The following is a 17,715-nucleotide window of genomic DNA, read 5'->3' on the forward strand; positions in this document are numbered from 1 at the left end:
CCGCCCTGGAGCGGCCGCTGCGCGCCGGGCTGGTCGGGCTCGGCGCGATGGGCCGCAACCACGCCCGGGTGCTGTCCGGGCTGCCCGGGGTGGAGCTGGTCGCGATCGCCGACCCGGCCGGGGACGCCACCGGCGCCGCCCGGGTGCCGGTCGTGGGCAGCGTCGCCGAGCTGATCGCGCGCCGGATCGACTACGCGGTGGTGGCCACGCCGACGGCGTACCACGAGCAGATCGGGCTGGAGCTGGCCGCGGGCGGCGTGCACGCGCTGATCGAGAAGCCGCTCGCGCCGAGCCTGGAGGCGGGGCAGCGGCTGGTCGACGCGTTCGAGGCGGCCGGGCTGGTCGCCGGGGTGGGCCACATCGAGCGGTACAACCCGTCCCTCCAGAGTCTCCAGACCCGGCTGGAGGCCGGGGAGCTGGGCGAGGTGTTCCAGGTGGTCACCCGGCGGCAGGGGCCGTTCCCGAACCGGATCGCCGACGTGGGCGTGATCATGGATCTGGCCACCCACGACATCGACCTGACCAGCTGGGTCACCGGGCAGGCGTACACGGCGGTGTCGGCCTGGTCGATGTTCCGCAGCGGGCGCCGCCACGAGGACATGGTGTCGATCATCGGGCGGCTGGGCCCGACCGTCAGCACGAACCACCTGGTCAACTGGCTCAGCCCGCTCAAGGAGCGCTCGACCGTGGTCACCGGCGAGCGCGGCTGCTTCGTCGCCGACACGCTCACCGCCGACCTGACCTTCTACGCCAACGGCGCGATCAGCACCGAGTGGGAGGCGCTGCGGGCGTTCCGGGGCGTCGCCGAGGGCGACATGATCCGGTACGCGATACCCAAGCGCGAACCGCTGCTGGTGGAGCACGAGCGGTTCCGCGACGCGGTCGAGGGCAAGCCCAGCGACATCGTGACCCTGCGCCAGGGGCTGCGCACCGTGGCCGTGGCCGCGGCGGTGCTGCGGGCGGCCCGGTCGGCGCAGGTCGTGACGATCGACGAGGTGCCGGTATGAGAGCCCCGCGCGTGCTGTACCTGGCCTTCTACTACCCGCCGAGCCGGGCCAGCGGCGTGTTCCGCGCCCTGGCCACCGGCAACCACCTGGCGCGTGCCGGGTGGGACGTGACCGTCTGCACCGCCCCGCGTGAGTTCTTCAGCGAGCGCCTGGCCGGGGCGGTGGACGAGTCGCTGGACACCGAGGTCGACCCGCGCGTCCGGATCGAGCGGGTGGCCGCGGGCGACTACCACTGGGAGACCGACGTGCGCCGGTTCGGCGCCGTGCGCCGCCACTTTCCCACCGTGGTGGACAAGCTGCACCGGGGTGCGCAGAAGCACGTCTTCGGCGAGCGGTATCTCGGCTGGGCGCCCGGGGTGCTGCGCCGGGCCGTGTCGCTGCACCTGAAGGAGCCGTTCGACCTGGTGGTGGCCACCGGCAACCCGTTCGTGTCGTTCGCGCTGGCGTGGGCGCTGGGCCGGGTGCTGCGGGTGCCGTACGCGGTGGACTTCCGGGACGCGTGGACGTTCGACCAGTTCACCGAGAAGGTGCGCTTCCCCGAGGGCGGGCGGATGATGCGCTGGGAGGCGCGGGTGCTGCGCGACGCCGCCGAGATCTCGTTCGTCAACAGCGGCATGCTGCGCTGGTATGCCGAGCGCTACCCGTTCGCGGCCGACCGGATGACGGTGGTGCCCAACGGCTGGGAGCCGGAGATCCTGGGCACGCCCGCGTTCCGGCCCAGCCAGGAGAGCCGGCCGCTGTCGTTCGGCTACCTCGGCACGGTGACCCCGTACCTGCCGCTGGACGTGCTGTTCGACGGGTGGCGGCGGGCCCGCGAGCACGCGCTGCTGGCCGACGCGACCCTGGACATCCACGGCCACCTCGGCTTCTTCCCCGACCAGCGCGACGAGTTGCTGTCGCGGCTGCCGCTCGACGACGGGCTGGGCGTGCGCTACCGGGGCGCCTTCGGCAAGGCCGACGCCCCCGACGTGTACGCGAGCACCGACGTGCTCGTCTTCTGCGTCCCCGGCGCCCGCTACGTCACCACCGGCAAGGTCTTCGAGTACATGGCGGCCGCCAAGCCGATCGTCTCGGTGCACCAGCCCGAGATCGCCGCCGCCGACGTGCTGCGCGACTACCCGCTGTGGTTCGCCGGGGACCGCCTCGACGCCGACAGCGTGGCCGAGTCCCTGGTCGCCGCGGGCAAGGCAGCCCGTGACCTGGACGAACCCGAGCACGAGGCCGCGCTGGCGCACGCCCGCAGGTTCACCCGCGACGCCACCCTGGCGCCGTGGGAGCAGCGGCTGCGCGCGATCGCGGGCGGGTCGCGATGACGCCGGGCAGCCGCGTGGTCTACCTGGCACTGGGCACGTTCCGGGTCCGGGCGGCGCTGGCGTACGCGGCCGAGCTGGTCGGGCGCGGATGCCGGGTGCACCTGGTCGTCGGCGACGCGCCCGAGTGGGCCGACGCGGCCGCCACCGGCGCCGTCGTGCACCGCATCGCCGCCAACCGGCCGCACCGGATGCGGCACGCGGCCCGGATCCTGCTGTCCGGGCCGGGCGGGCTGCTGCGCCACGCCGACCTGCTGATCGCCGGGGACCTGCCCGCACTGCCGACGGCGTGGGCGGCGGCGCGGCGGCATCCGCGGCTGCCCTTCCGCTTCGAGCCCGCCGACCAGGCGCTGCGCCGCACCGCGCCGGCCGACCTGGCCGTGGTCACGCCCTGGTACCCGTCCCCCAACAACGCCATGGCCGGGGCGTTCGTGCAGGCGGCCGCCGCAGCGGTGCGCGAGCGGTTCGACCGGGTGGCGGTGCTGCACACCGAGGACTGGTCGTACCCGCCGGACTGGCGCTCCGGCGCCCTGGTGCGGGTGGCCCGGCGGCGGCTGGCCCGGCGGTCGACGCCGGTCGTGGTCACCGACACGCCGGAGGGCGAGCTGACCAGGGTGGCGGTGCCGCTGCTGGCCGGCAACGACTACGCCGCCTGGGCGGGCGAGCACGTCGAGGCGCTGCGGGCGAGCCTGCCGACCGGCCGGATCGAGGCACCGCTGGTCCACGCGCACACCGGGATCTACGGCGGGCTGGCCGCGCTGCGCCTGGCCCGCCCCGACGCCCGCGTCATCGTGACCGAGCACGCCACGTTCCTGCCGAAGGTGCTCGGCCAGCCCGAGGCCCGCCGCCTGTACGACGAGGTCCTCGGCCGCGCCGACGCCGTGGTCTGCGTCAGCCGCTACCTGTACGACCAGATCCGCGAGCGCTTCCCGCACCACGCCGCGAAGCTGCACGTCATCCCCAACGTGATCGACTTCGACCGGTTCACCGCCCGCCCGCACCCGCCCGCCGACCTGCTGCGCTGGCTCTACGTCGGACGGCTGATCAAGCACAAGGGCGTCGGCGTGGTGCTCGACGCGTTCGCCGAGATCGCCGACGAGGTGCCGCAGGCGACGCTCGCCTTCGTCGGCGACGGCCCGCTCGCGGACCACCTGCGCGACCGCGCCCGCGAACTCGGCCTGGCCGACCGCGTCCGCGTCCGCCCGGCGGTCGCGCCCGAGCAGGTCGTGGCGCAGATGCACGCGCACGACCTGCTGGTGCACGGCAGCCGCCTGGAGACGTTCGGCATGACGCTGGTCGAGGCGATCGCCACCGGCATGCCGGTGCTGGCGATGCGCAGCGCCGGGCCGCAGGAGTCGCTGGCCGGGCTGGAGGGTATGGCCGGGCGCCTGGTCGACGTCAGCGCCGGGGCGGCCGCCTTCGCCGCCGGATACCGCGGGCTGCGGGCCGGGCTCGATCAGCTCGACCTGGTCCGGGCCCGCCGCGTGCTGGAGGAGCGGTACGGCCGCGACACCGTCGCCGCCAAGCTGACCCTGCTCTACGGCGGCCAGCTGCCCCCACCGCCGCTGCCCGCCACGCCGGTGGCCGAGGGCTCGGCCGGGCACGTGCTGCTCATCGCCGTCGACCCGCCGCACTACCGCAACGTGGGCCGCTACGCGGCGAACCTGGTCGGGCAGGGCTACCTGGTCGACCTGGTCACCCCGCACGCGCAGGCGTGGCTGGCCATCGGCATCGATCCCCGGGTACGGCTGCGCGAGCTGCACCAGGCCGAGGCCAGGCTCCTGGTCAACCGGATCGAGAACGCGGTGCGCCACGCCGCCGGGCGGGCGCTGGACCACCTGTCCGGCCCGGCCCGGCAGCTCGACGCCATGTGGCCCGAAGTGGCCGTCAACGTGCTCCAGCGCGGCACCGGCAAGGTCACCGACGCGCTGCACCGGCGGATCTACAACCGGCTCTACTCGGTGGTACGCCCGCAGCTGGTGTGGCGGATCCTCCGGCGCGACCTGCTGCCCGGCCTCGACCTGTCCGGCGTGGACCGGGTCGTGGTCGCCGGGCGCACCGGCGTCACCGCGGGCTGGCAGCTCGCCCGCCGCCGCCCCGGCCTCACCGTCACCACGGCGCTGACCGCGCCCGAGCGGCAGGGGGTCACCGCGTGACGGCAGCGCCCGACGTCACCGTCATCACGGCGGTGTACAACACGATGCCGTACCTGACCCGCTGCCTGTCCTCGCTGGCGGCGCAGACGATCGGGCTGGACCGGATGGAGGTCGTCGCCGTCGACGACGGTTCCACCGACGGCAGCGCCCGCGAGCTGGACCGCTGGGCCCGGCGCCACCCCGGCGTCTTCCGCGTGGTGCACCAGCCCAACTCCGGCGGCCCCGCCGCGCCCAGCAACCGGGCCCTGGACCTCGCCACCGGCCGGTACGTCTTCTTCCTCGGCGCCGACGACCACCTCGGGCGGGAGGCGCTGGCCCGGCTGGTGTCGGCCGCGGACACGTACGGCTCCGACATCGTGCTGGGGCGCCTCACCGGCGTCAACGGCCGCTACGTGCACCAGGCGGTCTTCGATCGCGACCGCGTCGACCTCGGCATGTTCGACTCGGCGCTGCCCTGGGCGCTGTCCAACACCAAGCTGTTCCGGCGCGACCTGGTCACCAAGCACGGGCTGCGCTACCCCGAGGACATGCCGGTCTTCAGCGACCAGCCGTTCACCCTGGAGGCGTGCCTGCTGGCCCGGCGCATCTCGGTGGTGGCCGGATACCCGTGCTACCACGCGGTGCGGCGCGCCGACGCGGGCAACATCACGTACCGCTCGCGCCACGACGAGCGGGCCCGGTGCACCGAGCGGATCATGGAACTCACCGCGCGGCTGGTCCCGGCGGGGCCCGATCGCGACAAGATCACCGTGCGGCACTTCGCCTGGGAGCTGTCCAAGCTGCTCGAACCCGACTTCCTGCGGCAGGACCCGGCGGTCCGGGCGCGGGTGGCCGCCTCGGTCGGACGGCTGGCCCGCGCCCACCTCACCGACGGGGTGCAGGCCCGGCTGCCCGCCGGGGCGGTGCTGCGGTTCCGGCTGGCCGCCGCCGACCGGCTCGGCGAGCTCGAAGCGGTGATCGCGCAGGACGCCGCCGGCGGCGCACCACCGGTCCGGCTGCTCGGGGGGCGGGTCTACGCCGGATACGACCCGTTCCGGGCCGACCTGCCGGATCGCGCGTACGACCTCACCTCGCACGCGGCCGAGCTGGTCGCCGACCGGATCACCGTCCGCGAGGCCGCCCTGGTCGGCGGCCCGACCGGCCCGGAACTCCTGCTCACCGCGTACTGCCCCGCCCCGGGCCCCGACCCCGGCACCCCCGTCCACCTCTGCCTCGCCACCACGAACGCCCCCGCCACCGTCACCCCCGAGGCCGTTCGTGCAGTTTCGGGGAAACTGCAGGAATCTTGGGCCGCAGACGTGCACTTTCCCCGAAACTGCACGAACGACCCGGACGCGGAACGTGGGGACGCGGGCGGGGTCGGGTTGCGGGTGCGGGTGCCGCTGGCGGAGGTGCTGGCGGGGCTGGGGCCGGACGGCGGGCATCTGCCGGTGCGGGTGCTGCTCGCGGCGCTGGGCAGCCACTGCGACGTGCCGCTGCGCGCCGCGCCGGGGTTGCGGCTGCCGCAGCTGCTGGTGCGCCGCGGCATCCGGCCGGTGCGGGTGGCGCTGGCGGTGAGCCATACCGGGCGGCTGCTGCTGACGGCGGCGCCGGTCACGGTCGGCCGGATCCTGAGCCGGTTGCGGCGCCTGCGCGCACCGGGTCAGGCGCGGGCACGGCAGCGAGGGGAGCAGGCATGAGGATCTGCGTGGTGGCGCTGGGCAAGATCGGGCTGCCGCTGGCGGTGCAGTTCGCCGGGCGGGGGCACGAGGTGGTCGGCGCGGACGTGTCGCAGCGCGTCGTCGGCCTCGTCAACGAGGGGGCGGTGCCGTTCCCCGGCGAGGCCGAGCTGGACACCCGGCTCAAGGACGCCGTCGCCGCCGGGCTGCTGTCGGCGACCACCGACACGACCGCCGCCGTCGCGCGGTCCGAGGCGGTCGTCGTGGTGGTGCCGCTGTTCACCGACGGCGCCGGGGTGCCCGACTTCGGCGCGTTGGACGGCGCCACCCGGGCGATCGCCGCCGGGCTGCGCCCCGGCACGCTGGTCAGCTACGAGACGACGCTGCCGGTGGGCACCACGCGCGCGCGCTGGGCACCGCTGCTGGCCGAGGGCAGCGGGCTGGTCCCGGGCCGCGACTTCAGCCTGGTGTTCAGCCCGGAGCGGGTGCTGACCGGCCGGGTCTTCGCCGACCTGCGCCGCTACCCGAAGCTGGTCGGCGGGATCGACGCGGCGTCGGCCCGCGCCGGGGTGCGGTTCTACGAGGCGGTGCTGGAGTTCGACCCGCGCCCCGACCTGGACCGGCCCAACGGGGTGTGGGACCTGGGCAGCGCCGAGGCGGCCGAGCTGGCCAAGCTCGCCGAGACGACGTACCGCGACGTCAACATCGCACTGGCCAACCAGTTCGCGCGGTACGCCGACCGGGCCGGGGTCGACATCGCGGCGGTGATCGAGGCGTGCAACACGCAGCCGTACTCGCACCTGCACCGGCCCGGCATCGCCGTCGGCGGGCACTGCATCCCGGTGTACCCGCGCATGTACCTGTGGAACGACCCGGACGCCACCGTCGTGGCCGCCGCGCGGGCCGCCAACGAGACCATGCCCGAGTACGCCGTGTCCCGCCTGGAGGCCGCGTACGGCGACCTCGCCGGGGCATCGGTGCTGGTGCTGGGCGCGGCCTACCGGGGCGGGGTGAAGGAGACCGCGTTCTCCGGGGTGTTCCCGACGGTGGCGGCCCTGCGCTCGCGCGGCGCGACTCCGTACGTCAGCGACCCGCTCTACGACCCCGACGAACTCGCCGCACTCGGCCTGCCCCCGCACCGGGGCGAGCCGGTCACCGCGGCGATCGTCCAGGCCGACCACGCCGCATACCGCACCCTGGCCGCCGCCGACCTGCCCGAGGTACGCGTCCTGGTCGACGGCCGCCGCATCACCGACCCCGCCCGCTGGCCCGCCGTCACCCGCGTCCTGCTGGGCGACGGCATCGACCCGGCCGCCGGGGCCGCCGACGCCGACGCCGACCGGGCCGTGGTGAATGCAGTTTCGGGGAAAGTGCAGTAATCGGGCTCAAGATTCCAGCACTTTCCCCGAAACTGCACGACGATCTTGGCGCGCGAACGCGCGCGAGCCTGAGCCCCGCGCGCGTGAGCCCGCGAGCGGGGCGCGGGGGTTACGCGGTGTGCGTGGTGTTGTCGAGGGCGCGCCACTGGAGGGCGTGCCGGACGCCGTCCTCGACGCTGAAGCTTGGCGCCCAGCCGAGCAGGGCGCGGGCGTGCTTGCTGCGGGCGAAGGCGCCCACCACGTCGCCGGGCCGGGGTGCGGTCTCGACCACGGCCAGCTTCTCGCCGGTGACCGCGGCGAACGCGTCGATCAGCTCGCGGACGGTGGTGCCCTCGCCGCTGCCCAGGTTCATCACCCGGTAGCGGTCCGGCGTGGCCGCCATGACCTCGTCGAACTTCTCCAGGGCCAGCACGTGCGCCCCGGCCAGGTCCCACACGTGCACGTAGTCGCGGATGCCGGAGCCGTCGCGGGTCGGCCAGTCCACGCCGGTGAGCTGGAACGCCTCGCCGCTCTCCCAGGCCTGGATCATCTTGCCCAGCGCGTGGCTGGGGTAGCGCAGCTGGAGGCCGGTGCGCATCTTCGGGTCGGCGCCGATGGGGTTGAAGTAGCGCAGCGAGATCACGTCGAGCTCGCCCGCCGCCACGCAGTCGGCGAGGATCTGCTCCATCATGACCTTGGTCCGCGCGTACGGGCTGGACGGGTCGAGCACCGAGTCCTCGTCGACGGAGAAGTCGTCGCTGGCGCCGTAGAGCGCGGCGGTGGAGCTGAACACCAGGCGGCGGCAGCCGTTGCGGGTCAGGTGCCCGACCAGGTCGATGGTCTTGGCCACGTTCTCGCGGTAGTAGCGCAGCGGCTGGGCCACCGACTCGGGCACCACGATCAGGGCCGCGCAGTGCACGGTCGCGGTGATGTCCGGGTGCTCGGCGAAGATCCGGTCGAGCAGCGCACCGTCGCCCAGGTCGCCCTGGTAGAAGATCCGCCCCTCGGTGAAGGCCGCCCGCCCGGTGACCAGGTTGTCGACGACCACCGGCGTGTGGCCCGCGTCGAGCAGCGCCGACGCGACCGTACTGCCGATGAAACCCGCACCGCCCGTGAGCAGAACCTTCACGCTTTCCTCCTCAACCACATCCGTCCGACCAGCAGATTATCTCGGGCTGCCTGGTCGGTTACCGTGCGCGACCCGTGAAGGTCCGGTGAAGGTCACCCGGCGTGGTCGGCGGAGGCCGCCTGCTGGCCGGCCGCGACGTCCCGCGAGGTGGCGGTGCGCTGGACCGGGATGCGGGCGGGCGCGGTGACCGGGCCGCCGGTCAGCCGCTGGCGGGTGCGGTGCACGCTGCGCAGCGCGGCGTACGCGGCGTACGCGTTGCGGCGGACCAGGCTGTGCTTGAGGCCGTCCTGGCCGCCGGGCACCGTGTAGCCCTCGGCGGGCAGGCGGCGGCGGTAGTCCTCGACCATGCGGCGGAAGAACGCGCGCCGCAGCGGGCCGGGCACGCGGGCGCCGTGGCCGAGGATGACCAGGTAGTGGTTGATCATGATGCGGAACAGCTCGGGCCGGAACACGTCGTAGCGGCCGCCCGCCGACTCGATGATGTCGAACAGGCGCTGGTACTGCTCGAACACGTCGAAGTGGCGCTTGGACACCGAACTGGTGATCGCCCCGGGGGTCTGCTGGCGGTAGAGGTAGCAGACCTGGTGCAGCACGTCGATGGTCGCCGCCGCCATCAGCAGCGGGTGGCTGTAGGCGCTGTCCTCGTACAGCCCGCTGCGGAAGCGCAGCTTGGCCTCGTCGAGCAGGCCGCGCCGGGTGATCTTCGTGCACGCCGACTGGGCCAGGCGCAGCAGCTGCGGGGCCTGGCTCAGGTGCAGCGGCACCGGGGTGTCGCCGAGCAGCGGCGCGGTCGGCTTCGGCTCGAAGCGGCCGTCGGGGAAGAAGACCGCGTGGTCGATGACCAGCACGTCGGGCTCGTGCAGCGCCAGCCGGTCCAGCACCGCGCGCACCGCGCCCTCGGGCAGGACGTCGTCGGAGTCGACGAACCAGACGTACCGGCCGGACGCGTGCTCCAGGCCCGCGTTGCGCGCGCCGCCGAGGCCCTTGTTCTGGAGCAGGTGGACCGCCTTCACCCGGCTGTCCCGGGCGGCGTACGCGTCCAGGATCGCACCGCTGCCGTCGGGCGAGCAGTCGTCGACCGCCACGACCTCAAGGTCCGTCCCGTCGTAGGACAGGATCGAGTCCAGGCACTCGCCGAGGAACGCCTCGACTCCGTACACCGGGACGATGACCGTCAGGCGCGGAGAGGTGGAGGGGGTTTCACGTCTCACGTACGAAAGACTGCCAGATCCCGGGCATGAGATGCCACTTACGTGATCTTCACTCAGGTATCCGGAAGCGCGCGGGCGCGGCAACCGGTTCCGATATGATTCGGCCCCGTCGGGCCCGGCGGTTCCCGGCATCCCGCTCTTCAGGAGGCTTGCCATGCCCGATCTGGTCCTGCACGTCACCGGTGCCCGCCCCAACTTCCCGAAGGCCGCGCCCGTGCTGCGCGCCCTGGACGCGCTGGGCGTGCCGCAGCGGCTGGTGCACACCGGCCAGCACTACGACGAGAAGATGTCGGACGTCTTCTTCCGGCAGCTCGGCCTGCCGAAGCCGGACATGGACCTGGGTGTGGGCTCGGGCACGCACGCCAAGCAGACCGCCGCGATCATGGTCGGCCTGGAGGAGCTGATGGAGGCCGAGCGCCCCGCCATGGTCGTCGTCTACGGCGACGTGAACTCCACCGTCGCCGCCGCCCTGGTCGCCTCCAAGCTCGGCATCGCCATCGCGCACGTCGAGGCGGGCCTGCGCAGCTTCGACATGACCATGCCGGAGGAGATCAACCGCCTGGTCACCGACCGGCTGTCCGACCTGCTGCTGTGCACCAGCCCCGACGCCATCGCGCACCTGGGCAACGAGGGCGTGCACCCCGACAAGATTTACCTGGTCGGCAACCCGATGATCGACACGCTGCTGGCCAACATCCACCAGTTCGACGCCGACGCCGCCCGCACCGAGTACGACCTGGCCGGCCGCTACGTGGTCGCCACCCTGCACCGCCCCGGCAACGTCGACGACCCGGCCGACGCCGCCGCACTGGTCAAGGCCATGCACGCCGTCGCCGACCAGGCGACCGTGGTGCTGCCGCTGCACCCGCGCGGCCGCGGCCGCCTCCAGGCGGCGGGCCTGTTCGACCACCCGAACCTGAAGATCATCGACCCGCTGGGCTACGTCGAGTTCATGGGCCTGGTCCGGGGCGCCGACGCGGTCGTCACCGACTCCGGCGGCGTGCAGGAGGAGACCACCATCCTCGGCGTGCCGTGTCTGACGCTGCGCCCGAACACCGAGCGCCCGGTGACCATCACCCACGGCACCAACCAGCTGGTGACCCGGGAGAACCTGCCGCAGGTGTTCGCCGAGGTGCTGGCCGCGGGCCGGGCCGAGACCTGGCCGGTGCCGCCGCTGTGGGACGGCAAGGCGGGCGAGCGCATCGCCGCGGTGATCAAGAAGAACATCGCCTGAGCTCCGTACGCGGAAAGGGGCGCCCGGCCAGGCCGGGCGCCCCTTCTCCATCTGTCCGTCAGAACCGGCTGGTCTTCTTCTGCACCAGCTGGACCAGCACCTCGCCCGCCGAGGCGACGTCGCCGACCGGCGAGACGTAGCCCAGCGGCTCGGCGCTGAGCGGGCTGCCCTGCTCCAGCAGGCCCCACACCGGCGTGCCGCTGCCGCGGTAGTCCGACCACTTCGACGGCAGGTACGGGTTGCGCGCGTGGGTGCCCGCGGTGAGCGCGTCGTTGACGATCAGGCAGTCGAACTTGGTCGTCATGTTGAGGAACTCCAGGAACCGCACGTACGGCCCGGCCACGACGTTCTCGGAGATGCCCAGCTCGGCGGCGCGCTCGCTGAGGATCTCGGGCTTGGCCGTGAACACGTGCACCCGCATCCGCCGCCGCACCTCCGCCGAGCCCTGCGCGATCGCGATCAGCACGTCGTCGAGCCCGCGCGTGGCGTAGAAGTTGCCGAAGTACGCGACGTGCACCAACTCGGGGTCGAGCGGGTAGTCGCAGCGCTCCATGTCGTAGAACGCGGGCGGCAGCGTGGGCTGGGGCGAGATCACGGCCTTGGACCGGACGAGCGCGACCAGGCGCGGGTCGGCGCAGTAGCTCATCATGTGGTCGAGCTGGTTCGGGTTGGTGAAGACGAGCTGGTCGGCCAGCGCGTACGCGATCTCCTCGCACCACTGGAAGCAGTTCTTCGTGCCGGAGACGGGCAGGTTGCGCGCCTTCAGGCCCGAGCGCAGCCAGCGCACGAACGAGCTGGTGGTGACCTTGCTGCCCCGCTCCGTGCCCTCGACGTCGCGCGACAGCGGGTCGGAGAACTCGGCGATCCAGGTGACCCGGGGGTTCTTCAGCTTGTACGCGGCCGCGAGGAAGTGCGACGCGGCGAGGTGGGCCCGGCTGTACACCCACTCGTACGGCCCGACCGTCTGCTCCCGGCGCTCGATCACCTTGAGCCCGGCGACCGCGAACGCCTCCATCGACCCGAAGTCGGCGAAGTAGCTGGGCGTGGCCAGCACGTTCTTCTTCGCCACGAACGGTCCGGTGATCAGGTTGAGGCTCTGGTCGACCTCCTTGATCGACGACATCTCGTTCTGGATCACGTCGACGATGTCGCCCCGGTCGCGCACCCGCTTGGCCATGACGATGGCGCTGGTGTCGGAGTACGGCGCGAACGCGTACGCCACGGTGAGGCCCCGTGCCTTGACGGCGGTCAGCACCTCGTACGGCATGTGCTGGATGCGCCGGTGGTCGACCTCGTCCACCGCCCGGCCGTGGTCGCCCGGGTGCGCGGCGAGGTGGGCGGCGATCGGGCGCGCCAGCTCCTTCATCCGGCGCACCACCAGGTCGCGGTAGCCGCCCCGGGCCAGCGGCAGCAGCCGGTCCAGCTCGGCGACGGCGTCCAGCGGCTGCCGGACCCCCGCGTCGAAGGCGTCGGCACCCAGCGGCTCGGGGCGCGGCGCGCGGCGGCAGACCGCGTCGGCGGCGGGCGGGCAGGCGAAGAACTCGACCTTTCGGCGTACCGCGACGGTGGTCCACCAGACGGTCTCCTGGCCGCGGCGCAGCGCGGCCGGGAACGGGATGTCCTTGACCAGGTTGGTCGCGACCGCCATCGGCGCGTCGCCGGAGGTCGCCGCGGCCAGGTCCAGCGGCCCGACCCGGCGCCCGGCGCGGGCCGCCAGCGCCGCGTCGGCCTCGCGGTCGACCAGTTCGGTGCCGTCGGCGGCCGGGCGCACCAGCCCGGCGACCGCGACGACCTGCGGCCCGGCGCCCGCCAGCAGCGCGGCGAGCAGGCCGGGGCCGGCCGTGTCGGCCTCGTGCAGGAACACGGTGTACTCGCGGCTCGCGGCGGCGACACCGGCGTCCCATGCCTGGGCGACGCCCGCCTCGGCCTGCTGGACCGCGCGCACGGTGAACCGGGGTGCGCGCAGGCGGAACTCGTCCAGTTCCAGGCGGGCGCGCTGGGCCGCGCCGTGCAGCACGACGATGATCTCGAAGCGGTCGGCGTCGAGCGTCTGGTCGGCCAGCGACTCCAGGCAGCGGGCGATGTGTCCTTCGCCACTACCGGACAGCACGACCACGCTCAGGCCCGAGGTCCGGTCCTCGGCGGCGGGCAGCTCGACCGCGCGCGGGACGTCGGTCGCCGCCTGCCAGCGCCGCAGCGTGGCGAGGTCGATCTCGCCGGGCTCGGCGGACAGCCAGGGACGGTCCGGTTCGATCGGGTCGGGCGCGGCTGCGCTCTGCGAAGGTCCGTCGGTCACCTGGATGTCTCCGCTTCATGATCGCCCCACCCGCAACCAGAAAGCCGCCCGGCGTCCAGGCCGGCCCACCGGTTCGGCGGCGGATCAGGCCCTGATCAACAGGTCGGCTCGGTTCAGGTCAGGGGGCTGGCTGCGCTAGGGTTCGCGTGCATCATAGCTATTCGCTTCTGGCTGGAGGAATCGTCACATGACGATGCAAAACGCGGCGACCGACCTCGTCGACCTGCGATCCCGCTTCCAGACCGGCGAAAAACTACTCATCGTGACCGACTCTTCGCAGCCGGGCCGCGACGGCCTGGCCATGCCGTTCCAGGACGCCGTCGTGGTCCACGCCGAGGACGGCCACGCGACCGTGGCGGGCGAGTTCCGCTCGATCGTGCTCGATCTCGACGACTACCGGCAGCCGCTGCTCGACTCGGTGCTGCGCGTGCTGCGCCCCGGCGGCCTGATCGCGCTCGCGGTCACCGGCGACTCCGGCCCGGAGCTGGCCCGGCTGGTGGCGCAGCGGGCCGAGGGCCTGTCCTGGGTCGGCGTCTCGGCGGTGGGCAACCGGTTCTGCGTGGTGCTCGCGGCCGCCCCCGCCCAGGGTCCGGCGCTGCTCGCCGAGCGCATCCTGACCGCCGCCGCGTCGTACGAGGTGGGCACGCTGCGCACCCAGGCCCGGCTGGAGGGCAGCGAGGCCGCCCTGGCCACCCTGATCGACCAGCGCCGCCTCAGCGAGCAGGCGCTGCTGCGCCACATCGGCCAGCTCATCGCCGAGCTCGACGACGAGCGCGCCCGCACCCGCGGCATGCGGCTGCTGACCACCCTCCTCAAGACCAACCCGCCGGGCCGGGCGATCGTCGCGGGCGCCCGCCCGCTGAAGAAGGTCGCCAAGGGTGCCCGCAAGGTAGTCAACCGGGCCCGCCGCCAGATCGGCTTCCAGTGATCTTCCGGCCCCGGCCCGACCTGCGGCCCGGCCCGTTCGAAACGGCAAAACCGCAGGCAGTCCGGTAGCATCGCGGTCTGCGCCGGGCAGGTACGGCGCAGCGCGCTCGCGAAGAAGGAGTAGCAGGTAGTGAGCAACGATGTCGTTATCCTGGGGCTCGGCTACGTCGGGCTGCCCCTGGCCCAGGAGGCCATCAAGGCCGGCCTGACCGTGCTCGGCTACGACGTGAACGCGAAGGTCGTCGACTCCCTCAACGCCGGTCGCTCGCACGTGGACGACCTGTCCGACGCCGACATCGCGCAGATGCTGGCGGGCGGGTTCCGGGCCACGACCGACGAGACCGAGATCGCGTCCGCGAAGACGGCGGTGATCTGCGTGCCGACCCCGCTGTCGGCCGACGGCGGCCCCGACCTGGGCGCGGTCGACTCCGCGACCCGCGCGGTCGCCCGCAACCTGCGCCCGGGCATGGTCGTCATCCTCGAATCGACCACCTACCCCGGCACCACCGACGAATACGTCCGCCCGATCCTGGAAGCAGGCGGCCTGACCGCCGGGACCGACTTCCACCTCGCGTTCTCCCCCGAGCGCATCGACCCGGGCAACAAGCAGTACGGCCCGCACAACACCCCGAAGGTCGTCGGCGGCCACACCGAAGCCTGCACCGAAGCCGCCGCCGCGTTCTACGGCCGGTTCGTGGCCACCGTCGTGCGCACCAAGGGCACCCGCGAGGCCGAGACCGCCAAGTTGCTGGAGAACACCTACCGGCACATCAACATCGCCCTGGTCAACGAGATGGCGAAGTTCTGCCACCACCTCGGCATCGACCTCTGGGACGTGATCAAAGCCGCGTCGTCCAAGCCGTTCGGGTTCCAGGCGTTCTACCCCGGCCCCGGCGTCGGCGGCCACTGCATCCCGATCGACCCGAACTACCTGTCCCACAACGTGCGCGCCAAGCTCGGCTACCCGTTCCGGTTCGTCGAGCTGGCCCAGGAGATCAACGCGACCATGCCCGCCTACGTGGCACGGCGGGCGCAGAACATCCTCAACGACGCCGGCAAGGCCATCAACGGCGCCTCGGTCCTGCTGCTGGGCGTCACGTACAAGCCCAACATCGCCGACAAGCGCGAGTCCCCGGCCACGCCCCTGGCCCGCGCCCTGGCCGGACTCGGCGCCAAACTCAGCTTCCACGACCCCTACGTGCAGCACTGGGACGTGCCGGGCGTGGACGCGATCCGCGTCGACGACCTGGAGACCGCGGTGGCCCAGGCCGACCTGGTCATCCTGGTCCAGAAGCACCAGCAGTACGACGCCGACCACCTGGCCTCGATCGCCCAGCGGTTCTTCGACACCCGGGGCGCCACCAGCGGCGACGACGCGGTCCGGCTCTGACCGCAGGACATGAGAAAGGCGCCGCACCCGACCGGGGTGCGGCGCCTTCTTCGTAGGCGGCTCAGGCGGCCTTGGGCACGTACGAGCCGAAGTAGCTGCGGGCGGCGTCGAGGTCGCCGTGCATCAGGTCGGCCCAGGCGTTGATCGTGCCGACCGGGTCGGCGGCGGCCCGGATCTCCGCCCGCGCCGCGGCGGCGCGCTTGGCCCACACCTCGGGGTCCGCGTTGGCCAGCACCGAGGCGACCGCGTCGTCGAGTGACGGCTCGATCCACTCCCCGCCGTAGATCTCGTGCGAGCCGGGCCAGGGGCGGATCACCGGCACCGCGCCGGAGGCCATGCCCTCGGCCGCGGCCAGGTGGAAGCTCTCGATGTCGCTCATGGACAGCACCTGGCCGACCCGGCGGTACCAGCGCGCCATGTCCCGGCCGGGCTGGTCGAAGATCACGCCGCCGCGCAGCAGCGGGTCGCGCTCGATGCGCTCCAGGAAGTACGCGACGTACGTCTGCTCGTGGCTGTGCTGCCAGGAGTAGATGTTCTCCCACGGCATCTTGGTGCGCACGAACAGCGTGAAGCGCGGGTCCTCCCGGCGCACCCGGGCCAGCAGGTCCAGCGCGAAGTCGAACCGCTTGTTCATGAACTCGATGCCGACCATGCCGATGCCGAAGCGGGCGCCGGGCAGTTTCGGCCGGTCGAGCCAGTCCACGTCCAGGAAGTTCGGGATGTAGACCAGTTTCTCGGCGGGCCAGCCCAGCTCGTTGCGGATGCGCGCGGCGATCGGCGGCGACACGTGCACCACCGCATCCACCTTGTCGATCTCGATCTGGCGCGGGTACGGCGCGTCGAGCTCGTACCGGTGCAGGCGCACGATCAGGTTCTGGCCGGGGCGCTTGCGCTTGGACAGCCACACCGCACTGGGCCGGGCCCACTCGGCCACGACCGTGTCGGCGCGTTCCAGCAGCGCGGCCGTCTGCGGCGACTCCCCGCCCAGCCGGGGCCACTCGTCCAGCAGCATCCGCAGGTCGGTGCGGTTGTCCAGCCGCCCGGACAGCTCCCGGATGAACTTGAGGTCGTAGCCGGAGATCAGCGTGGTGCGCCGGGCGCGCGGCGTGGCCGGGCGGCCCGGCAGCGCGACCTTCAGCAGCTCCCGCGCGGCGGTGTCCTGGCTCTGCGCGGTCCACCCGGGGGCACCGTCGGCGGGCAGGTCCCACGGGGTGTCGCGCTGCGCCTGGGTCCAGTCCCAGCGGTCCGACCGGGCCCACCCGGCGTCGGGGCGGGGCAGCCGGTCGGCGGCGAAGGAGAACTCGGGCGCCTGGGCGCCGGGTTCCAGCAGGCCGCGCCACAGCGCCAGCACCTGCGGCTCGTCATACGAGGTGCCCGGGGCGGCGGTGCCGCAGTGCGGGCAGGGGCGGTCGGCGGCCAGCGGCGGGTAGAGCAGCACCACCGGCCGGGACGCGGTCGCGGCGCGCTCGATCGACTCGCGGGCGGTCTCGCTCTCGGTGAGGAACCCGCCGAGCATCGGCGCCAGGCGCCCGATCAGGCGGGCGTAGTGCGAGGTGTCGCCGTGGTGGATCCGCGCCGCGGGCAGCGCCAGCGCCCAGACCCGCACGCCGGGCACGCCCGCCTGCGTCGCGAGCAGCGCCAGCTGCGGCGACTCCGCGAGCACCAGGCTGGCCTCGCCGATCGCGGTGGCCAGCTGCGACCGCGCGGCACCGGTCTTGCCCTTGGTACGCAGCGAGTTGGCCTTGCCGACGACCCGCTGGGCCACCTTGCGGGAGCCCCGGTAGGCGAAGCCGATGGGGCGGCGCACCGGGCCGGGCAGCCAGTTGAGCTTGGCCGCGGCGGCACCGCCGGCAGCCTTGGCGGCCGGGCGCGGTGCCGCGGCGGTGACCACGTCGACCTGCGCCCCGGCGGCGGTGAACGCCGTCGTCACGCCGTGGCGCCAGCAGCACACCCCGGCGGCGCGCGGCCAGCCCTGCTCCTGGAGCAGGACCACCCGGGTGCCCTTCTCGACCATCGGACCGGCCTCGTCCAGCATCGAC

The 17,715-nt window shown here is 73.4% G+C and carries 11 protein-coding genes and 1 pseudogene; 8 read left to right on the forward strand and 4 right to left on the reverse strand.

All coding sequences use genetic code 11. The features are described 5' to 3' along the window. Positions 1-5 precede the first annotated feature (5 nt). The 5 genes and pseudogenes from Cs7R123_RS38530 to Cs7R123_RS38550 form a co-directional block, all read left to right on the forward strand. Entirely contained in the window at positions 6-1,007 is a 1,002-nt protein-coding gene (locus Cs7R123_RS38530) for a Gfo/Idh/MocA family oxidoreductase (RefSeq protein ID WP_280517367.1), read from the forward strand. Next, positions 1,004-2,320, forward strand: coding sequence for a glycosyltransferase (locus tag Cs7R123_RS38535; RefSeq protein WP_212834021.1), 1,317 nt, complete (start codon positions 1,004-1,006; stop codon positions 2,318-2,320). Before Cs7R123_RS38530 ends, Cs7R123_RS38535 begins: the two co-directional genes overlap by 4 nt. Continuing rightward, entirely contained in the window at positions 2,278-4,473 is a 2,196-nt protein-coding gene (locus tag Cs7R123_RS38540) for a glycosyltransferase (RefSeq protein ID WP_244872412.1), read from the forward strand. The genes Cs7R123_RS38535 and Cs7R123_RS38540 overlap by 43 nt, the downstream gene beginning before the upstream one ends. Further along, complete coding sequence (locus tag Cs7R123_RS38545; RefSeq protein WP_280517353.1) at positions 4,470-6,152, forward strand: glycosyltransferase; 1,683 nt, start codon at positions 4,470-4,472, stop codon at positions 6,150-6,152. The genes Cs7R123_RS38540 and Cs7R123_RS38545 overlap by 4 nt, the downstream gene beginning before the upstream one ends. Further along, positions 6,149-7,426: pseudogene (locus Cs7R123_RS38550) on the forward strand (nucleotide sugar dehydrogenase); the annotation flags it as partial. The gene Cs7R123_RS38545 and the pseudogene Cs7R123_RS38550, both read left to right, overlap by 4 nt. 193 nt (positions 7,427-7,619) lie before the next feature. Here Cs7R123_RS38550 and galE read toward each other — a convergent pair. Beyond that, positions 7,620-8,618 (reverse strand): UDP-glucose 4-epimerase GalE, encoded by a 999-nt coding sequence (galE, locus tag Cs7R123_RS38555; protein ID WP_212834025.1) that lies wholly within the window; start codon positions 8,616-8,618, stop codon positions 7,620-7,622. 92 nt (positions 8,619-8,710) lie between these two features. After that, entirely contained in the window at positions 8,711-9,829 is a 1,119-nt protein-coding gene (locus Cs7R123_RS38560; RefSeq protein ID WP_212834026.1) for a glycosyltransferase family 2 protein, read from the reverse strand. Between the two features lie 154 nt (positions 9,830-9,983). Between Cs7R123_RS38560 and wecB the strand changes: the two genes are divergently transcribed. Then, positions 9,984-11,063, forward strand: coding sequence for a non-hydrolyzing UDP-N-acetylglucosamine 2-epimerase (gene wecB / locus Cs7R123_RS38565; protein ID WP_212834027.1), 1,080 nt, complete (start codon positions 9,984-9,986; stop codon positions 11,061-11,063). 58 nt (positions 11,064-11,121) lie between these two features. Here the strand turns inward: wecB and Cs7R123_RS38570 are convergent, their stop codons facing one another. Next, a complete protein-coding gene (locus Cs7R123_RS38570) occupies positions 11,122-13,359 on the reverse strand; it encodes a glycosyltransferase (RefSeq protein ID WP_212834028.1) in 2,238 nt (745 codons plus the stop codon). A gap of 187 nt (positions 13,360-13,546) precedes the next feature. Here Cs7R123_RS38570 and Cs7R123_RS38575 point away from each other — a divergent pair, with 187 nt between their 5' ends. Next, complete coding sequence (locus tag Cs7R123_RS38575; protein WP_212834029.1) at positions 13,547-14,287, forward strand: hypothetical protein; 741 nt, start codon at positions 13,547-13,549, stop codon at positions 14,285-14,287. 129 nt (positions 14,288-14,416) lie between these two features. After that, positions 14,417-15,676, forward strand: coding sequence for a nucleotide sugar dehydrogenase (locus Cs7R123_RS38580; protein ID WP_212834030.1), 1,260 nt, complete (start codon positions 14,417-14,419; stop codon positions 15,674-15,676). Positions 15,677-15,737: 61 nt separating this feature from the next. On the opposite strand, the gene Cs7R123_RS38585 is transcribed toward Cs7R123_RS38580, so the two are convergent. Next, positions 15,738-17,711 carry a hypothetical protein gene (locus Cs7R123_RS38585; RefSeq protein ID WP_212834031.1) on the reverse strand — a complete coding sequence of 658 codons (1,974 nt, stop codon included), beginning with the start codon at positions 17,709-17,711 and terminating at the stop codon, positions 15,738-15,740. Positions 17,712-17,715: the final 4 nt, after the last annotated feature.

The sequence above is a fragment of the Catellatospora sp. TT07R-123 genome, assembly GCF_018327705.1.
Taxonomy (GTDB): domain Bacteria; phylum Actinomycetota; class Actinomycetes; order Mycobacteriales; family Micromonosporaceae; genus Catellatospora.

Coding starts and splice junctions, on each gene's coding strand:
- Cs7R123_RS38535 (WP_212834021.1), top strand. CDS start 1,004: ATGAGAGCCCCGCGCGTGCTGTACCTGGCCTTCTACTACCCGCCGAGC.
- wecB (WP_212834027.1), top strand. CDS start 9,984: ATGCCCGATCTGGTCCTGCACGTCACCGGTGCCCGCCCCAACTTCCCG.
- Cs7R123_RS38575 (WP_212834029.1), top strand. CDS start 13,547: ATGACGATGCAAAACGCGGCGACCGACCTCGTCGACCTGCGATCCCGC.
- Cs7R123_RS38585 (WP_212834031.1), bottom strand. CDS start 17,711: ATGCTGGACGAGGCCGGTCCGATGGTCGAGAAGGGCACCCGGGTGGTC.